General features: G+C 35.8%; 20 protein-coding genes. 8 read left to right on the top strand and 12 right to left on the bottom strand.

The window, feature by feature from the left end; all coding sequences use genetic code 11:
- Window positions 1-50: 50 nt before the first annotated feature.
- Both ACMAWV_RS11655 and ACMAWV_RS11650 read right to left on the bottom strand, forming a co-directional pair.
- Window positions 51-1,019 (bottom strand): hypothetical protein, encoded by a 969-nt coding sequence (locus tag ACMAWV_RS11655; RefSeq protein ID WP_146037839.1) that lies wholly within the window; start codon window positions 1,017-1,019, stop codon window positions 51-53.
- Window positions 967-1,626, bottom strand: a complete 660-nt coding sequence (locus ACMAWV_RS11650; RefSeq protein ID WP_103217844.1) for a hypothetical protein — start codon at window positions 1,624-1,626, stop codon at window positions 967-969. Before ACMAWV_RS11650 ends, ACMAWV_RS11655 begins: the two co-directional genes overlap by 53 nt.
- Before the next feature lie 77 nt (window positions 1,627-1,703).
- On the opposite strand from ACMAWV_RS11650, the gene ACMAWV_RS11645 reads away from it, so the two are divergent.
- Window positions 1,704-2,234 carry a DUF721 domain-containing protein gene (locus ACMAWV_RS11645; protein ID WP_158246857.1) on the top strand — a complete coding sequence of 177 codons (531 nt, stop codon included), beginning with the start codon at window positions 1,704-1,706 and terminating at the stop codon, window positions 2,232-2,234.
- On the opposite strand, the gene ACMAWV_RS11640 is transcribed toward ACMAWV_RS11645, so the two are convergent.
- The 10 genes from ACMAWV_RS11640 to ACMAWV_RS11595 form a co-directional block, all read right to left on the bottom strand.
- Window positions 2,217-2,840, bottom strand: a complete 624-nt coding sequence (locus ACMAWV_RS11640; protein WP_412470335.1) for a methyltransferase — start codon at window positions 2,838-2,840, stop codon at window positions 2,217-2,219. The genes ACMAWV_RS11645 and ACMAWV_RS11640 overlap by 18 nt on opposite strands.
- Window positions 2,824-3,411, bottom strand: coding sequence for an L-threonylcarbamoyladenylate synthase (locus ACMAWV_RS11635; RefSeq protein ID WP_103217841.1), 588 nt, complete (start codon window positions 3,409-3,411; stop codon window positions 2,824-2,826). Before ACMAWV_RS11635 ends, ACMAWV_RS11640 begins: the two co-directional genes overlap by 17 nt.
- Complete coding sequence (locus tag ACMAWV_RS11630) at window positions 3,408-4,232, bottom strand: hypothetical protein (RefSeq protein ID WP_412470336.1); 825 nt, start codon at window positions 4,230-4,232, stop codon at window positions 3,408-3,410. The genes ACMAWV_RS11635 and ACMAWV_RS11630 overlap by 4 nt, the downstream gene beginning before the upstream one ends.
- 266 nt (window positions 4,233-4,498) lie before the next feature.
- Complete coding sequence (locus ACMAWV_RS11625; protein WP_412470337.1) at window positions 4,499-5,602, bottom strand: hypothetical protein; 1,104 nt, start codon at window positions 5,600-5,602, stop codon at window positions 4,499-4,501.
- A gap of 14 nt (window positions 5,603-5,616) precedes the next feature.
- The gene (locus ACMAWV_RS11620) at window positions 5,617-6,987 is read right to left on the bottom strand and encodes an MlaD family protein (RefSeq protein ID WP_103217838.1); all 1,371 of its coding nucleotides are present in this window, start codon (window positions 6,985-6,987) and stop codon (window positions 5,617-5,619) included.
- Between the two features lie 27 nt (window positions 6,988-7,014).
- The gene (locus tag ACMAWV_RS11615) at window positions 7,015-7,767 is read right to left on the bottom strand and encodes an ABC transporter ATP-binding protein (protein WP_103217837.1); all 753 of its coding nucleotides are present in this window, start codon (window positions 7,765-7,767) and stop codon (window positions 7,015-7,017) included.
- Between the two features lies 1 nt (window position 7,768).
- Window positions 7,769-8,569 carry an MlaE family ABC transporter permease gene (locus tag ACMAWV_RS11610; RefSeq protein WP_103217836.1) on the bottom strand — a complete coding sequence of 267 codons (801 nt, stop codon included), beginning with the start codon at window positions 8,567-8,569 and terminating at the stop codon, window positions 7,769-7,771.
- 37 nt (window positions 8,570-8,606) lie between these two features.
- Window positions 8,607-9,734 (bottom strand): alanine racemase, encoded by a 1,128-nt coding sequence (gene alr, locus ACMAWV_RS11605; protein ID WP_103217835.1) that lies wholly within the window; start codon window positions 9,732-9,734, stop codon window positions 8,607-8,609.
- Entirely contained in the window at window positions 9,731-11,083 is a 1,353-nt protein-coding gene (locus ACMAWV_RS11600) for a hypothetical protein (protein ID WP_103217834.1), read from the bottom strand. Before ACMAWV_RS11600 ends, alr begins: the two co-directional genes overlap by 4 nt.
- Before the next feature lie 59 nt (window positions 11,084-11,142).
- Window positions 11,143-11,649 carry a shikimate kinase gene (locus ACMAWV_RS11595; protein ID WP_103217833.1) on the bottom strand — a complete coding sequence of 169 codons (507 nt, stop codon included), beginning with the start codon at window positions 11,647-11,649 and terminating at the stop codon, window positions 11,143-11,145.
- A gap of 97 nt (window positions 11,650-11,746) precedes the next feature.
- Here ACMAWV_RS11595 and ACMAWV_RS11590 point away from each other — a divergent pair, with 97 nt between their 5' ends.
- From ACMAWV_RS11590 to acpP, 7 genes are all read left to right on the top strand, one after another.
- A complete protein-coding gene (locus ACMAWV_RS11590) occupies window positions 11,747-12,319 on the top strand; it encodes a YceD family protein (RefSeq protein WP_392993361.1) in 573 nt (190 codons plus the stop codon).
- A 105-nt stretch (window positions 12,320-12,424) separates the two neighbouring features.
- Window positions 12,425-12,631 (top strand): 50S ribosomal protein L32, encoded by a 207-nt coding sequence (rpmF, locus tag ACMAWV_RS11585; RefSeq protein ID WP_103217831.1) that lies wholly within the window; start codon window positions 12,425-12,427, stop codon window positions 12,629-12,631.
- Between the two features lie 147 nt (window positions 12,632-12,778).
- On the top strand, window positions 12,779-14,089 hold the full coding sequence (locus ACMAWV_RS11580) for a cytochrome-c peroxidase (RefSeq protein ID WP_392993364.1): 1,311 nt from the start codon (window positions 12,779-12,781) through the stop codon (window positions 14,087-14,089).
- 143 nt (window positions 14,090-14,232) lie between these two features.
- Entirely contained in the window at window positions 14,233-15,231 is a 999-nt protein-coding gene (locus tag ACMAWV_RS11575; RefSeq protein WP_103217829.1) for a beta-ketoacyl-ACP synthase III, read from the top strand.
- A 15-nt stretch (window positions 15,232-15,246) separates the two neighbouring features.
- A complete protein-coding gene (gene fabD / locus ACMAWV_RS11570) occupies window positions 15,247-16,200 on the top strand; it encodes an ACP S-malonyltransferase (protein ID WP_412470338.1) in 954 nt (317 codons plus the stop codon).
- A gap of 8 nt (window positions 16,201-16,208) precedes the next feature.
- Entirely contained in the window at window positions 16,209-16,973 is a 765-nt protein-coding gene (fabG, locus tag ACMAWV_RS11565; RefSeq protein WP_233189709.1) for a 3-oxoacyl-ACP reductase FabG, read from the top strand.
- An 85-nt stretch (window positions 16,974-17,058) separates the two neighbouring features.
- Complete coding sequence (acpP, locus tag ACMAWV_RS11560; protein WP_021268262.1) at window positions 17,059-17,283, top strand: acyl carrier protein; 225 nt, start codon at window positions 17,059-17,061, stop codon at window positions 17,281-17,283.
- Window positions 17,284-17,291: the final 8 nt, after the last annotated feature.

The following is a 17,291-nucleotide window of genomic DNA, read 5'->3' as shown; positions in this document are numbered from 1 at the left end:
AGCGGAGATATTTCTCCGCTTTTTGTGTTTGTACTTATTTGAAGTTAATCCTATAGACTTAAGTATTCTCTTCGTAGACTGTCTCTCAACCAAAAGTCCTTTGACTTTGCCATGATTTCAAAATCAATCATTTTCTGTTGAAATTTAACTAATTCTTGGAAATCCCATTTACGAGAAGCAAGCTGAATTCCCCTATCGTATTTACTAGGTGTTTTTTTCGCAGCCAAATATGAAGGATCAATAACCTTATTTACATGCCCCTGGAATGAGCGGAAAAAATCGAGATATATTCCAAAATCGTCTTCAATAAGAAGAAGGTTCAAATAAAACCTTTTAAGATTTGATTGATTGAATAAATCTGCCTGATCAAAAAAATCCAATTTCTTAATCTTAATAAGAGTCTTGGCCTTATCGAGAGATATCATCCCACTCTCGTCAACATGGTGAGAAAGAATATGGCAGCAGTTGAAATAATCACTAGCATTTTCAGGCACAGACTTTTCAATAAAGTTTTTAATCTGAGCAGAGATCTGAAAACCAAAATATTTTGCAAAAACATCAAGGTATTGGCCAAAATGCCATGGCTTAGGAGCACTTAAAGAAAGTGCCGTTAAGTCATCTTTAGGAAATCCCTTAGGTAGCCTTCCCTTCGTTATAAAGATAATTGATTCATTAATTAAATGACGATTATTATTAAATGTATCAAATGCATTTGATTTAATATCTTGAGCATCAATTACAATGAATGGCCCTGATGGACCAAACAAACCACCACCAGCAAGAAGTTCTTGTTCAATAAAGTCGAGACTAAATTCATGAGGCCAAAGCTTCTTAGCTTTCTTGGCCAAGCTATCGCAAATAATTTTTGAAGTAAACTCATCTGGAACACTCAGATGATAAACACCATCAAATGCTTCTAGAACTGAAACAATCTTATCAATACCATTTAGTTCGAAGCTTTGCTTTTTAGAAGGCATATAGAAGTACCTCTCTAAAGTCTTCTCCGAACTCTTTTGCATCATCTACTAGAGACTTCTTGAATGTACCTCTATTCTTTACACTTCTTAGAGGTGCAGATGTATCAATGCCACCAACAGTATTTTCAATAATAAAAGAACTATTAATCGTAAATTTCTTAGAGAAAATACTACGAGGAAATTGAGAATGATCTAACTTGTAAAATGATTCGTAGAATTTAATTTCTTCAAAGTTTGGTTTTTTAAAAACACTTACTTCAATATCAAAATCATATGCACCTTCAGTCGAAAGATAGAATGCATTTCTATTTCCACCAAGTTGATTTTTCTGATCATCACTCATCAGAGTATCACCTTGCTCCCTAACTTCCTTACCAGCAATTTTCTTACTTGTAATTTCGGCCAATAGTATTGCATCACTTCGATAATTCTTTCCAGAACGAACTCTTAAGTTACTAAATGAAGATAATGTCTCAACTATTTGATCTGTATAAATTTGAGATAGGCCAGTAATCCCTGTGTGATTCTTAACAACAAAAACTGTTACACTGTGCACGCCCTGGGCCTCAAAAGGATTACTTGAATCACTAAAACGATACCCTGCACAAGAACTTAATAAAACGATGCTTATAAGTATAAGAAACTTCATATTACTAATATGCCTAGGATTAATGGAATCGTCTATTACTTTGACTGTGAGAGCCTATTTAATATATGATGCATGCTGTGAAAAACCTGAAAGATATTCTTAAAGATATTGATACTGACGGCCAGCTGGCGCGCTATAAGAACTATGCTCCCAAGCAAAAAGGCCTTGGAAGTGTCGACCTTTTTGACTTCCTCGATCTTTCAAATTCATGGGATAGAATTGTTGGGCCAAGACTTTCACAATTTACAATTCCATTGAAACTTAAGCATAAGTCACTGACTATTTTAACGTCTCACCCAGTTTATGCTCAACAACTTAAGTATATGGAAACAGAAATTATCAAGTCTATTGGTAATGTACTGCCACAAACAAAAGGTCATATTTCAAAGGTCTTTTTCCAAGTAGATAATCAATACTTCACAAAAAAGAAATCTTCTGTTGTTCAAAAAGAGAAGGTAAAACAAGAAGTTGAAAATAGACTTCACCCTCAGTCCCCTGAATACAAAGCAATTATGCAAGCAGCAGAAAATGAATTTAGAGATATTAGTGATAATGACTTGAAAGAATCTCTAAAGTCCTTATTCTTTCAATTAAGAACGAAAAAGTAAAAATATTGAAAAGGCATTTGTCTGATCTAATCTTTCAATTGAATAATTTTTTGAAATATTACTGATGACATTTTTTGTATCTTTATCTTCACGGCAAACAAAGAAGAAATATCCTTTTGGCGCTAATAACTCTGCGCCTTTTTTTAATAATGCTTCAAATTGGCCATCTTTATATTCGCGACATTTCCTAGTTCTTTCATTCAAAGCAGATCGTCCGCTGGCATGATTAAAGTAAGGCGGATTCATAACAATGAGATCGTAAGAATTAGTAGCTAAGTTCGAGTCATCTAGTATATTACAAATTTGAGTTTTAAATTTAATACTTGGTAAGTACTTACGAAGTTGATCAATATTATTTTCAATATGTTCGAGGTATTCTTCTTGAAGCTCATAGAGATCAAGAGAAGTCGTGTTTAATGATACTTTATTTGATAGCTTTTGAATTATTTCAAGGGATATAACTCCACAACCACAACATAAGTCAGCAATTGTTTCTGGATTAATCGTTTTTGCCAAAAGGTATTTTACAACCGAGTCAGCAAGCTCAATTGAATCACGAGAAAAACGATAAAATTCAGGTTGAGAATAATCAGTAATTAATTCCATGCTTATCTAATGTTTCGAGAATATTTTTAATATCCTCACCTTCTCGTATTATTTTTGCACTCAAGCCAGATATAAAGACAATTGTTGAAGACTTCCCACTTGGAGTTAAAAACTCGGAACTGATAAAGTTCGTTTCAGGGCAATGCTTTTGCCAAAATAAGTTAGCTTCTTCAGTATCACTAATAGGATCTTCACCTGTTAAGTTTAGACTTGTAGAAGTAATGAAACCTGGGAAGTCCCTAATACATTCATCAATAATCTCATTTTGAATTACGCGAAAACAGATAAAGCTTGTTTCATCAAATGGACCTGTAGGGAAATTAAGTGACAAGCTAGCTTTTGGTAACCCTACTGTTATCTGAAACTTAAAGAGGTCATCAAATAACTCATCCAAACTCTCCGAGCCTCTAGAGATTGAAATAAGCTGTTGGACATCATTTGTTAAGATACTCAGAGGTTTGTTTACAGAAGTCCCCTTAATCTTTGCGATCAGTTCATATGTTTCTATTTCAAATGGATTTCCACCAATACCCCAAACTGTATCAGTTGGATAAATAAATATATTCTTCATAGGTCGACCATTATGTTCTTAATAATATTTTCGTCTCTTTGCCCTAGATATAGTAAATGAAATGCAATCCAGCTACTATTTTTTTCATTTAACTTCTCTGCCAGATAAGTTCTTTCAATACTAAAAATAGGTCTTTCAAAAAACTTATCTTTCTTAACTAATTCTCGCTTAAAGACAGGATTTCTAAGTCCAACAATCAATGACATCATTTTTTCAAAATTATATGACTGATAAGATGAAGCTACCTTCTCAATTAACTCATCCCTCTTTTTTCCTATATTTGGAATATTATATTCAAACAAAATATTTCCATAGTCATCAAAACCTTGAATCGCAGGAGTATTAAAATAGCGCTCGACAAGTCTTTGCTTCAACTTAAAGTCTTCTAATTCCTGAACCCAAAATGGAGCGAGCTTGATTCCAAATTTATAACTAGAGAGATCAAACTCAAGAGTCGAGCCAAATGTTTGGTTTAGAAGCTGTGATAGTTTTAATCGACTATCTCCAGAAGAGATATGAGTGAATTTTTTTAAAAGCATTAGTTTATAAACTTCATCAATACTTGAGTTATTAATAATATCAAAAATACGTATGAGTGCTCCCTCATACCTTGCTCTTGCTTCACGCGGAATATTTTCATTAATCCAAACTGGATATAATTCGATATTTCTTTTTAAAAGGTCAATGATTACACCAGTTAACCATTCTGCTTTATTTAAAGAAGAAGCGACGACAATTTCTAACATCAATTGATGAAAGTTTTCTCTTTCTAACTTTTTCAAAAACTTCTGATGTCCAATATTTTTGCTATCAAACTTCATCTTTAAAGCTTCTTCGATTTCCTCGAGTGCTTTTAATGAACGACTCTCTTTTTTATTTTGAACAATAAGATCTGAATAAAATAGCTCCTGACATTTTGCCTGAAACTCAATCCACTGGTTTGAGGACTGGCCAGAAGTTGTAAATGCATAGATTAAATTAAATTCAAATTGTGAAATATTTGAACAATTTGGAGGTGCTGATTTTACAAACTCAGGCTTGTACTCAACTCCACTTAACGATAAATTATAAGAAATATTAACAAAGTTTAAAAATATCTTTTTTTTTTATCTGCTTGAAACTCTTGCGCTAATACTGTTGTAGTAGGCATTTTAAAATGAAGCTCAGAAAAGAGATCCTTTCCCACTAACTTTGAATAAAACTTAGAAATAAAAAATAAAAGAATTATGAGAACTCCAATGGCCACATAGACAAAGCTATAGTCACTCTTTCTCTTTTTCTTTTTTGATTTCGTCGATTTTTTCTTCGTCTTCTTTCTTTTTGGACGAGGCATTTCAACGGCCTTCATAGGCTTTATTTCTTCTTCCTCATCTAAATTTGGCGCCGATGCCGGAAGCCCAGCTAGCTTTTCTTCCTCAAGAGCAAGTCTCGCATCTTCAGCAATCTCGTCTAAATTAGAATCTGCTTCAGCGACAATTATCTCTTTCTCAGCTTCTGCTTCAGCAACAAGAAGATCAATTTGGCTCTCACTGCTTGATGTGTCCGTTTGCTCTTCAGAGACGAGAGAAAGCGTTGACTGTGTACTTCCCAGATCTGGAAAGTCTAGGTCATCATCACTTGGTAATACAATTTCTTCCTCTTCTACATTCATGGCCTCAGCAACTTCGGCCATACTAACACCAGCATCCATATCCTTTAGCGGACTTGTGTTTGTAACAACTGGAGCATCATGTTGTGGAAGAGTATTATTGCTATAATCAATTGGTTCAGGAAAATCGAGATCACCATCTTCTGGTAAAACGATTTCTTCACCATCTTCTGTTGTATTTATTGAGATTGATCCAGAAGCCGTCGTTTCAGCTTCAGTAGAACTTGGTGTAGCAGGAAGTTCTTCAGAGTCTTTAATTTTTTCGACTATACCAGTAGTCTTTACAAGCTTAGATACGCTAGAGGCAACCTTTGTTTTTGCCTCTGATACAGGATTGAAACTTTGCTCTTCTTCGCCAAATAAATAACGATTTAATAAATCGTCTTCTTTAATCCAAAACCAATATCCATTACCACTACAGATTTCATCTTCCTCTGTAAGTGTTCCATCTTGAACAAATTCGATAACTTTTTGTTTCGAAAGTGGGCCAAGAATCTTATTTGATTTTGTGCGAATTAGCCAATTTCTATTGTCCATCATCATCTATTTACTACATCCTATAGAAAAATTCCTATGAATCCTTTTAAGTCTTCATCATTAAATTTTAGACCAAGACTATATACTGCATGTGGGTCATTAATTAAATCTTCACCTTCGATTTTACCATAAAGTACGTTCCAAAGTTGTAAATCTAGCCCAACGCGAATATTTGGCCCTACATCTTCTCTATAATCAAAAACTTCTAATGAAGATACCAGACCAATATCGTCAAAATTATAATCCACAGCGAATCCACCATATGATTCAATTAGACCACCACGAAATGTCCAGTTATCAATGCGACGGCCAAGCTGTAGGTTAAGAAGAATATCGTTATATTTTCTTTTCTTCTCATCAACAACAGTTGTGGTTCCACCAACAGTCGTCTCTGTAATCTTTCTTCTTTCTGGTCCAAACTCAGTTGTTGTCACACCAAGTAAGTAGAAACGTCCAGGAGAAGGAAAGATTCTAAGTTCAGCTGTCGTATCAGTTTGTCCTGTTCCCGTATTGGCCCCTGTATAAACAGAAAATTGAGTACGAATACTATCAACACGCCCAATAACTTTTTGAACACTAGCTAAAGTCGTTTTAACCTCATCAGCAATCTCTTCTTCTACAAGTAGCTTACCAACTGTCCCCTTACCATCTTTAATATCTCTTACAAGGCCTTGTAGGTCGGCCATCATACGATCTGTTTTCTTTAAAATTTCTTTTACATCAGCAACTGTACTTTCAGGCTCATTTGCATCTGTTTGAAAGGCAATTTGATCAGAAAATGCTTCAAGATTATTCACAATATTTTGAATCTTCTCGTTATTGCGACCAACAATATCATTCAATTTTGCAGTCATTTCACGAGTATTTTCTAGAGTAAGCTGAACGTCGCGAATGATCTTTTTCATTGCAGGCTCGCCACCTTCTGGAACAAATGATTCTTTGATACTTCCGACAAGTGTTTTTACATCTTGCATAACATCTGTTGCATCTTTTAAAAGCGTCTCTATCCCCGCTTTCTCTTCTGCAATAATTTCTGAACCATCAGGAAGAATAACCTCAGAGTTTCCGATATAAATTTCAAGATACTTATCGCCAAGGAAACCAACAGAGCGAATCTTCAGTTTTGAACCTTTTGTGATTCCTACTCTTGCTAGAACTTCGAAAGTAATTTCTGCTTTATTTCCAATTAGACGAATTTCTTTAATTCGGCCGGCATTGATACCTGCAACCTTAATTGGTGTTTTTGGAAAAATACCAGACGCATCACTTACTGTTGTATAGTACTCATTATATGCTCCAAAACCAGATTGGTTTGAAGTCACAATAAGTGACATAACAACAACTGCTATCATGGCAGTTAGGGCCATTAGCCCAACTTTAAATTCATTCATTTTAACCCTCTTCCCTAGGCTTAGTACTTACAGATTTATAAACTCTTGCACCAAAGGGTGCTTTGAATTTCTAAACTCTTTCGCTGGTAAGTACTCAACAATATTACCACGATTAAGGAAGGCAACGTAGTCGGAAATTTCCAGCGTCGCTTTAACATCGTGAGAAATAATAATTGACGTTAATCCTATATCTTTATGTTTATGGCTCGTATCGACAATTAAGTCGTTGACCATTTTAGTCGTAATTGGATCAAGACCAGTAGTTGGCTCATCATAGAGCATAACCTGTGGACTTAAGGCCAGCGCTCTTGCAAGACCAACCCTCTTTCTCATCCCCCCAGAAAGTTCACTTGGTAATTTATCAAATGAAATTTCTTGGAGACCTACTGACTTTAGTAGACCAAACACCTTCTCTTCTATTTCTTTTGGAGTCATTTTAGTGAACTCTTCTAATGGAAAAGAAACGTTTTCAAAAGTTGTTTTAGAGTCAAATAAGGCAGCATATTGAAAAAGCATTCCGTAGTTTTGACGAAACTTTCTAAGTTCATCTTCTTCTAAAAGAGAAAGATCTTTGCCTAACACTTCAATTTTTCCAGAAGTTGGATGATGAAGCCCTAGAATATGTTTTAAAAGAGTCGACTTCCCCGCTCCTGAGAACCCCAGGATTGTTGTAATACTTCCTCTTTGAATATCAAAACTAAGATCATTTAAGACAGTATGTTTTCCAAAAGTCTTAGTTAAATTAAATATTTTTACTGACGAATCTTCAAAGTGTAACATTCTACATCACCTGCACTAAAAAGCTCGTTAAGAAATAGTCAAGAACGAGTACCGAGATCATTCCCCAAACAACAGCTAAGTTTGTTCCCTTACCTACCCCTTGGGCACCTTTTGTAACAGAGAAACCAAAATATGTTCCAATAACAGAAATAACAAATCCAAATACGATAGCTTTGATTATTCCTTGGAAAATATCTGAGACATACATGAACTGTCCAAGCTTTGAGAGATAAATCGCATCATCAATTTTTAGGGCAACAGTACCAACAATATAAGATCCAATATTTCCTACTAAGAGAAAGAAAATTGAAAGTAATGGTAGAGATAATGTTCCGGCAACAATTCTTGGTACAGCAAGAAATTGAACACTACTAATACCCATAACTTCAAGTGCATCAATTTGTTCTGTAACCTTCATTGTTCCAATCTGCGCTGCCATAGCTGCTCCAGCACGTCCTGCAACAATCAAACCAGTTAATACCGGAGCTAATTCTTTAGCTAGTGTAATTGCAACAACTGGCCCAACTAGTGAATCAACATTAATTAACTTGAAACCAAAATAAGTTTGGTAGGCCATAACCATTCCCGTAAATGATCCGGCCAAGAAAATAATGAATAAACTTTTATTGCCAATAAAGTCCATCTGCTCAAAAAATAATTTGAAACGATAAGGCTTTCGACTGGCCCAATAGAAAAAGTTAACGATAAAATTCATTATCGTTCCAAGGCCCGCAACATTTTTAATAATGATGCGACCTAAGTTTTCATTAAAGATGACAAAACTTCTAAGTAAATAATTCATTACTGAAATTTTACGGGAAAAAAAATGAAACTGCTACTTACTGTCGATAAATTTTGGGAATTCTTTCTGTTAAGTGAATGAACACTTCATAAGGAATTGTCTTAGACTCGAGGCATATGTTAGAGAAGTTCTCACCACTTTGATCCCAAACCACAAATCTCTCTCCATTTTTAATTTCAAGATCTTGGTTATTAAACAAAATTTGTCCCATATCCATATTCACTCGCCCGACAATTTGGCCAATTTCTTTACCGTGTCTTAAGTGAACATTTTGATAACGAGTCGAAAAGCCATCCCCATAGCCAAGTGCAAATATCCCAACAACACCATCTGTTGGACATGGAGTTGCTCCATAACCAATTGGAGTCCCGCGATCTACTTTAAAACTGTTGATAAAAGTTGTCTCAAGTCTAGAAATTAACTTTCCTTGCCAACAGCTCAGGTGACTATACTGAGGAAGAAGTGAAGTTGGTCCATACATCATAAGTCCTGGCCTTACGTGTGTTTCCTCCAAGCCTACTTTCTGTTCAATTGCTCCAGAATTTGCAAGTGATGACTTATCAATTTCTATCCCTGATGCAAGCAATTGCGATTTTAGCTCACGCCAATTTTCTTTTTGTGCAAGATTTCTCTTATTTTTATCCATCGATAAACTAGAGCTCGAAAAGTGCGACATCAAATGATAGATACTCTTTCTACCTGAAGCTTTAATTAGTTTAACGACTTCATCAATTCGATCAAGCCTCAATCCAAGTCGATTCATTCCCGTATTAAATTTTAAACACAGAGGAAAATATCTAAAGTCTTCTTGCTCTAAAAAGTACTTCAAGTTTGATTCGTTTGATAGAACTGGAATGATTCGATTATTTAAATAGATATCTGCTGCTTCTTGAAGATCTAGATTCACATCTGAGAAAACATATACTTCAAACTCTCCATTAGGAATTTCTTCACGCAGTCTTAAGGCTTCACCAATACTGGCACAGCCAAATTCTTTAATCCCTAGTTCAAAGTACGCAAACTTAACAATTGGAACCATTCCATGGCCGTAGGCGTTTGCCTTAACCATAAAAAGGGCTTCATTATTTGGACAAATTTCTTTCAGTAGTTGGTAATTATTTGCAAGAGTTGAGACGTTAATCTCCATGCAACTTTTTATTCTCATATTGTGCTTTCTTGAAACGATCTCTTAGCTTTCAACTTTCTTGCTGTTGTTACCATTGAATACTGAGAATATGGTACTTCAAATACATTTAATGACATTGAAAGAATTAAACTCTTATCCTTCCCTGAAAAATACTTTGCTAAGCGAATATTTTTGCAAAGATCTTTTGCCGCTGCAAAACTTTCTTCGAAGAAATCATTTTCAACATCTAAAACAATTGATTCAAAAGAGATATTATAAATATTTGATAAATTAGTAATCTGCGATAGATTGATCTTCATATCGCGCCAAAAAGTTTCCCAATCAAAATCAAAGTCCGATCTTAATTCCAGTAGATCTGATATTTCAGAAGTGTCTACAGCAATAAGATTTCTTCCGTGAGTAGTTTGAGAGATTTGACCAAGTAACTCAAAAGGTCCTTGAGCACTTGCCACCGCAGCTGAGTGAGTATTTGCATTCACTATTTGAGCATATACTCCACTTAGTAGAGACTCTACAACCTGCCAGTTAAAATTAAATAAGTAATCACGATCAACTTCAAGAGCTACAACAGTTGTAATATCCACACCATTTGCAGACATTGCAAGAGTTACAACAGGATTATGAACAAGGCTAGAAACTATATTCTTTACCATATTCATTCCGTTCTCATTAACCCCTCTAAGCTTAATATGACCTAACCAGATATCAGGAACATTGATATTCTTCATCCCATCATATTTAACGGCACATAACTTATTCGTATTACTATTAAGATCAAAAACTGTAACACTTGTTACAAATTCTTGTGGCTCAAATACATTTGCAATTAGAGATTTAAAGTCACTCTCATCTTTATTGAAATTAATTATGTCGCAAACTTCAAAGAAATCTTTTCCATAAAGAGTCTTCGTTCTTTCACTCTCAAGACTTGCAACTAAAGCTTCTTGTTTGTGACGATATTTATCATGGAAAGTTTCAAGCTGATTAACCTGTCTAATTAAAGATGTTTTGCGATTATATTGATCAAGAACTCCACGCACTTGCACTAGAAGATCTAATTCAGTGAAGATCGATCCAAGACTTTCAATTTTAGCAACTGACTTCAAGTCAGAGTTTGAAGCAACAATGAATGCTCTTTGAACTTTCTTTAGCTCAGGACGATCAAAAAGAGATTGGCCTTCATAGTCCACATCTTGAGCGCGTACTAATACTAAGTCATATTGTCTTTGAATATGAGAGATTAGAAATGAATCTGCGTCATCAAATGAATCAATAAGAATATTGATATTTTTAAAGATTTTAGAAAATCCCTTACAATCTTCAATCATCGAAGAAAGAATGGCTACTTTTGGACTAATCATTGTCATGGCGCAAAAACTCCTTCTAAGGACATAACATCGTCTAAAATCGTATCAAAATAGAAGGGTTATAGCAATTTTAAGAGCTCTTCTACTGTATTTATTTCTTGAATTTGTGCCTGCGTAAGAAATAGATCACTTTTTTCATAGCTTGGAGTTCGCTTTTCATAGAGATCTTTCATAAAATCGATACCATTTTTGGCCAATGGACGATTATTATCCTTTTTAAGCCTTTCCCAGCATTCTTCAAATGTACTTTGAATATAAACAAGCTTTCCGCCAATTTCTGAAATGAAATCAACCACAACTTGCTCATCTAATGCTCCGGCCCCAAGTGAAACAAGATAATCATCTTTCATATTTTGATGAAGTAGCTTAATCATATCGATTTCGTCTTTACGAAATTCTTCAATGCCAATGTCCTGAATATACTCCGCAAGCGAGTCATAGCCAGTTCCCATACGATTAAAAATTTCTTCATCTAAGTCAAATACTTGAAATTTATCATCCTTAGATAGCTTCTCACCAAATGTTGTTTTGCCGGCTCCAGAAAAGCCCGTTAGAAAGATTCTCATAAGTAAAAAACTACACGATTAAGTTCATAATGTCCTAATTTTCTTGCCTTTTGGCCCCTCGCAATATAAACAGAGAACTCAAATCACAGAGGAAAAAATGCAAATCGTAAATAAAGATAATACATTCTTAAAAGATTCAACGATTCTCATCTCACGCGTAGGTGACGAGTTTGAAACTTATCATCTTACTGATAAAAATAATGCGTGGGTAAAATCAATCCTAGACGGTATTACAAAGGACTTCGAACCTGAAGTTAAGCCTGAGGGCTTCGAGCACTTAAATGTTGAACTTCAACTTAAAAATGCTCGCGACTATACTTTCGGCGAGCACCTAATCGTTAAAGGAAAAGCTTCAGGAGCCTATACAGCAACTTGTGTACGTTGTCTTATTGATACTCCTCAAGAGTTTGAAACAGAGTTCACTTGTGCTTTTATTAATAAGAGATATGAAGACGATCCTGAGTATGAAGAAGTTGATGAGATTTACATCTCTGATGAAACTGCAGATATGTTTTTCCACGAAAGAGGTAAGGCAGATTTAAGAGAAGCCGTAGCAGAAAACTGCTTTTTGGCCATAAATCACTACCCAGTTCATGACGCAGACTGCAAGGGTCTATGTCAAACTTGTGGAGTCGACCTAAATACAGGCAGTTGCGAACATAAGAATTAATAAGGCCTAACTTTTAGGCTTGTAATAATGGAGTGAGTAAGGTATTTAAGTAAGCTCATTCGTAAAGATTTTTAAAAATTGAAGTTGAATATAACGGAGTAGAAAATGGCAGTACCTAAGAAGAAGACAAGTGTTTCAAGAAAAGGCCTAAGAAGAGCTGGTCAAACACACAAGCTTTACGCGAATAATGTAGTTGTAGCTGATTCAACAACTGGTGAGTTAACTAAGAAGGGATGTATTTCTCCATCTGGTTACTGGAAAGGTAAGAAAGTATTCGCTACAAAAGCAGACAGAGAAGAAGTAGAAGAATAAGATAATTCATTATTTCTCATATAAGAAAGCCCACTCTACGAGTGGGCTTTTTGCGTTTTCAAAGTCTGCTGGAACCTAATAAAAATCAGTTTGACCCATCAAACTTTCTTTTAGTATAACTAAACTACACAAACTGAGAGAGAGACCATGAGACTACTTTTAACAATTGCATTCGTATTTAATACATTTGCCCTGTCCCCATTAGATGAAGCACTTTCTAAGCTCATCAAAAAACACAACTTAACTTCCCTACCTGAATCCCAACTACAAAATCAGAATGAAGTAATTCTAGGATCGCGCCTATTTGCAGAGGTTCGCCTAAGTGGAAATAAAGACATCACATGCATGCACTGTCATCATCCAATGCTTGGTACAGGAGACAATATTCCATTCTCAATTGGAACTGGTGGTGCCGGACTTGGAAAAAGTCGCGTTCAAGACGGCAAAGGCCATATTATTAAGCGCCATGCTCCGGCCTTAATCAATCTTGGCTACGACGAAATTACAGATATGTTTTGGGATGGACGAGTTCACGTTGACTGGAACAAGGGTGAATTTAAAACTCCAAGTGTGGAGCTTAATAACAAGCCTGAACTAAATAAGAAAATTCGCAATGCCCTAGCAGCTCAAGTTATCTTCCCTCTCCTCTCTGTTGAAGAGATGTTAGGAAAGGATAATGAAATCGCCTCTAAAGAAGGAGACTTAGCAAAGTGGGATGCTCTAGTTAAGCGCCTTCTAAATGGATCTAAAAGCGCGATGTACCAAAATCTTTTCAAACGCGCTTACCCAAAAGATTTTGAAGCAAATAAAATTGATATTTCACATGTTGCTAATGCACTAGCAGCTTTTATCACTAGAAACTTTAACCTTGTTGATACTCCCTACGATGAATACTTAAATGGAAATCAAGGAGCACTAAATGAATCCGAAAAAAGAGGTCTAAAAGTTTTCTTAGATAAAGGCGCTTGTATCAACTGCCACAGTGGCCAACACTTAACGGACTGGGATTATAAATCAATTGGGCTTCCACAAATTGGGCCAATCAGTTCAGATGCTACCTTGAACGATAAAGGTCGCTTCGAAGTCACTGGCAATAAGGCAGACCAATATAATTTCAGAACACCACCGCTAAGAAATATTCATCTATCTGCACCCTATATGCACAACGGTGTTTATGAGACTCTAGAAGAGGTTGTTGATCACTATAATCACACGCGTCCTGCTATTAAAAACTATATTGTCACAGAGGTAACTCAAGGTCATTACGAAGAAAAAATCGTAAAAGATGAAAATTTTGTTAACAATAAATTGCGATATCAGTTAATAAGCGATGACGATATTAGACGTCCACTACAATTAACAGAGGATGAGAAAGCAGATCTTGTTCAATTCTTAAAGACAGGATTGGCTTCACGCCGTCTACAAAGGCTTAAAGAAGCTTCAAAACTTTTAAAATGAACATAAGGCCACAAACGTGGCCTTTTATTGTAAATTTGACTCAAAAACACACAGTGTCAAATAATAACGCCCCTGCCCTTCCCCATCATTGTTATACTCAATAAAATAGGCGCAATTTTTTATTACCAAGATTAGGAATTTAAATGGATATTAAAGTAAAGATTAAAGGAACTGGAATCTACGCTCCAAAAGAAGTTAGAACAAATGTCGACCTAGAAAGTATGGTTGAAACAAGTGACGAATGGATTTATGAAAGAACGGGAATCCGTCAGCGTCATATTTGCTCAACAGAAGGTGGCGAGTGGCCAAGTGATATGGCCTACCATGCAACTCAAGATGCACTTAAAGCGGCAAACCTTGAGCCAAATGATATTGATATGATTATCTTCGCATCGGTTACTCCAGATTATAAACTTCCAAATACAGCTTGTATTCTTCAACAAAAGCTAGGAATCACAAATAAGTGTGCGGCCATTGATATTGCAGCAGCATGTTCTGGATTTGTTTACGGTTTAAATATGGTGACAGGACTTATTCGCATGGGTGCAATTAAGAATGCCCTTGTTGTTGGTTCGGAAATGTTATCTAGAGAAGTGAACTGGGAAGATCGTAACACTTGTATTCTTTTTGGAGATGGTTGTGGTGTTGCCATTGTTGGTGCAAACGAAGATGGTGATGACTCAGATATCCTTTCACTTGAATTAGGTGCAGATGGTGCAGGTAAAGAATTCTTTGACCAACCAGTTGGTGGAGCAGTTGATCCAATTACATCTCAACACCTAAACGAGAGAACTCACTTTATGCAAATGAAAGGTAAAGAAATGTTCCGTGTAGCAACGAGAACTCTTGCCGAAAATGCTAAAAAAGTTTTAGAAAAAGCAGGTAAAGACTTAGAAGAAGTTGATTGGTTAATCCCTCACCAAGCAAACGTAAGAATCATCGAAACAACAGGAAAACTTCTAGGAATCAACCCAGAGAAAGTAATTGTTAATATTGATAAGTACGCAAATACATCTGCGGCAACTGTTCCAATCGCAATGCACGAAGCAATTGTTGATGGAAGAATCAAACGTGGTCAGCTACTATTACTAGATGCGTTTGGTGCAGGTTTAACTAGTGGAGCAACTCTACTAAGATATTAATTAAGGTTTTATATTATGAAAAAAGTTGTTTTAATTTTCCCTGGTCAGGGATCACAATACGTAGGAATGGGAAAAAGTCTTGAAGGACACCCATCATTTGAATTACTTGAAGAAGCAAATGGAGCTCTTGGATACAACCTTTCAAAGATTATGCTTGAAGGCCCTGAAGAAGAGCTAACTCTTACACAAAACACTCAACCAGCAATTCTGACTTACTCAATTGGCCTATTTCAAAAAGCTAAAGAGATCTTAGATGCAGCAGGTGTTGAAGTTTCATGTGTACTTGGACACTCAGTTGGTGAATACCCTGCACTTGTTGCAGCTGGTGCTCTAAGCTTTGAAGATGCACTAAGAGCTGTTCACAATCGTGGAAAATATATGCAAGAAGCTGTTCCTGCGGGAATGGGAAAAATGTATGCAGTAATGAGAGTTCCTGCAGATATCGTTGAAAAAGCATGTAAAGAAGTTTCAACTGAAGGCAATGAAGTAATGCCTGCAAACTTTAATGAGCCAGGACAAATCGTTATTTCGGGACATGCAGACGCATGTGACAAGGCCGTTGCATGGATTTCAGAAAACTTCTCTGAACCACATAAAACAGTTGAGCTGAAAGTAAGTGCTCCATTCCACTCTAGTCTTATGAAACCAGCTAGAGAAAATATGGCAGCATTTTTTAATGACGTAACTTTTAATAAAACGACAATTCCTTATATTGCCAATATTGACGCCAAAAAGTATCAAATTGGTACAGACGGTGAAGTTGTAAAAGAGAACCTGATCAAGCAAATTGATGGTTCAGTTCTTTGGACTCAAAGTTTTGCAAGCCTAGATGATGACACTCTTTGTGTTGAGGTTGGACCAGGACGAGTTCTAATGGGACTAGCAAGAAAAATTAACCGTAATATCAAAGTTATCTCTTTAGACAAAGATGGTGCCTTTGATGAATTAAGAGAAGCACTAAACTCTTAGGAGCAAATATGATTGCAACTTATAACGATTTAAAGAACAAGAAAGTTTTAATAACGGGAGCAAGCCGTGGTATCGGACTAGATATCGCTAAATCACTTGCTTCTCAAGGCGCACACGTTATCTTCAACTACCGTGAAGGAAAAGAAGATGTTGCTAAAGAAGTTGAGTCGCAACTTAAAGCGCTTGGTGCTTCAAATGTAACTGGCCTAATGTTCGATCTAAATAATGAAGAGCAAATGAAGACGGCAGTAAATGACTTTGTTAAGGAATTTGGTCCAGTTGAAGGTCTTGTAAATAATGCGGGTGTTTCAAAAGACACTCTTCTGCTTAGAACGAGAAAGGCTGACCTAGACGCAGTTATCGATACAAACCTTAAAGGTGCTATCATGCTAACAAGTATCTGTTCACGTGGATTCTTAAAAGCTGAAAATGTATCAATTGTTAATATGAGCTCAGTTGTTGGTTTAATGGGTAACGTTTCTCAAACAGCTTATGCAGCTTCTAAAGCAGGGCTTATTGGTGCAACAAAATCAATTGCCAAAGAATTAGCTAGTCGCAACATTCGTTGTAACGCTATCTGTCCAGGATTTATTGAAACGGATATGACTGATGCTCTTGAAGAAAAGGCGAAAGAAGCTTATATAGCTTCAATTCCAACTTCACGCTTTGGGTCAACGGAAGATGTATCAAACCTAGTTTGCTTCCTACTTAGCCAAGCGTCAGGATATATTACTGGTGAAGTTATTAAAATTGACGGTGGACTTTATATCTAGAAAAATATTAATATACTAAAATTAAATTTTTATATAAGAGAGAGAAATTGAGTTTATAACTTAATATATTTATTAGGAGACAAATATGGAACAAAAAGTAATTCAACTAGTAGCGGATCAAACAAAAATCGATATCGCAAAAATCAATGCAACAACTTCATTCGTAGACGATCTAAACCTAGACTCACTAGACATCGTTGAACTTATGATGAAGATGGAAGATGAATTTGATATTCAAATTCCAGAAGAAGATGCAGAAGGACTTAAGTCTGTTCAAGACGTAGTTAAGTACCTAGAGTCTAAGCAATAATCAAAAAA

The sequence above is a fragment of the Halobacteriovorax sp. RT-1-1 genome, assembly GCF_047085455.1.
Classification (GTDB): Bacteria; Bdellovibrionota; Bacteriovoracia; order Bacteriovoracales; family Bacteriovoracaceae; genus Halobacteriovorax_A.
This window is presented reverse-complemented; position numbering and strand designations above follow the sequence as displayed.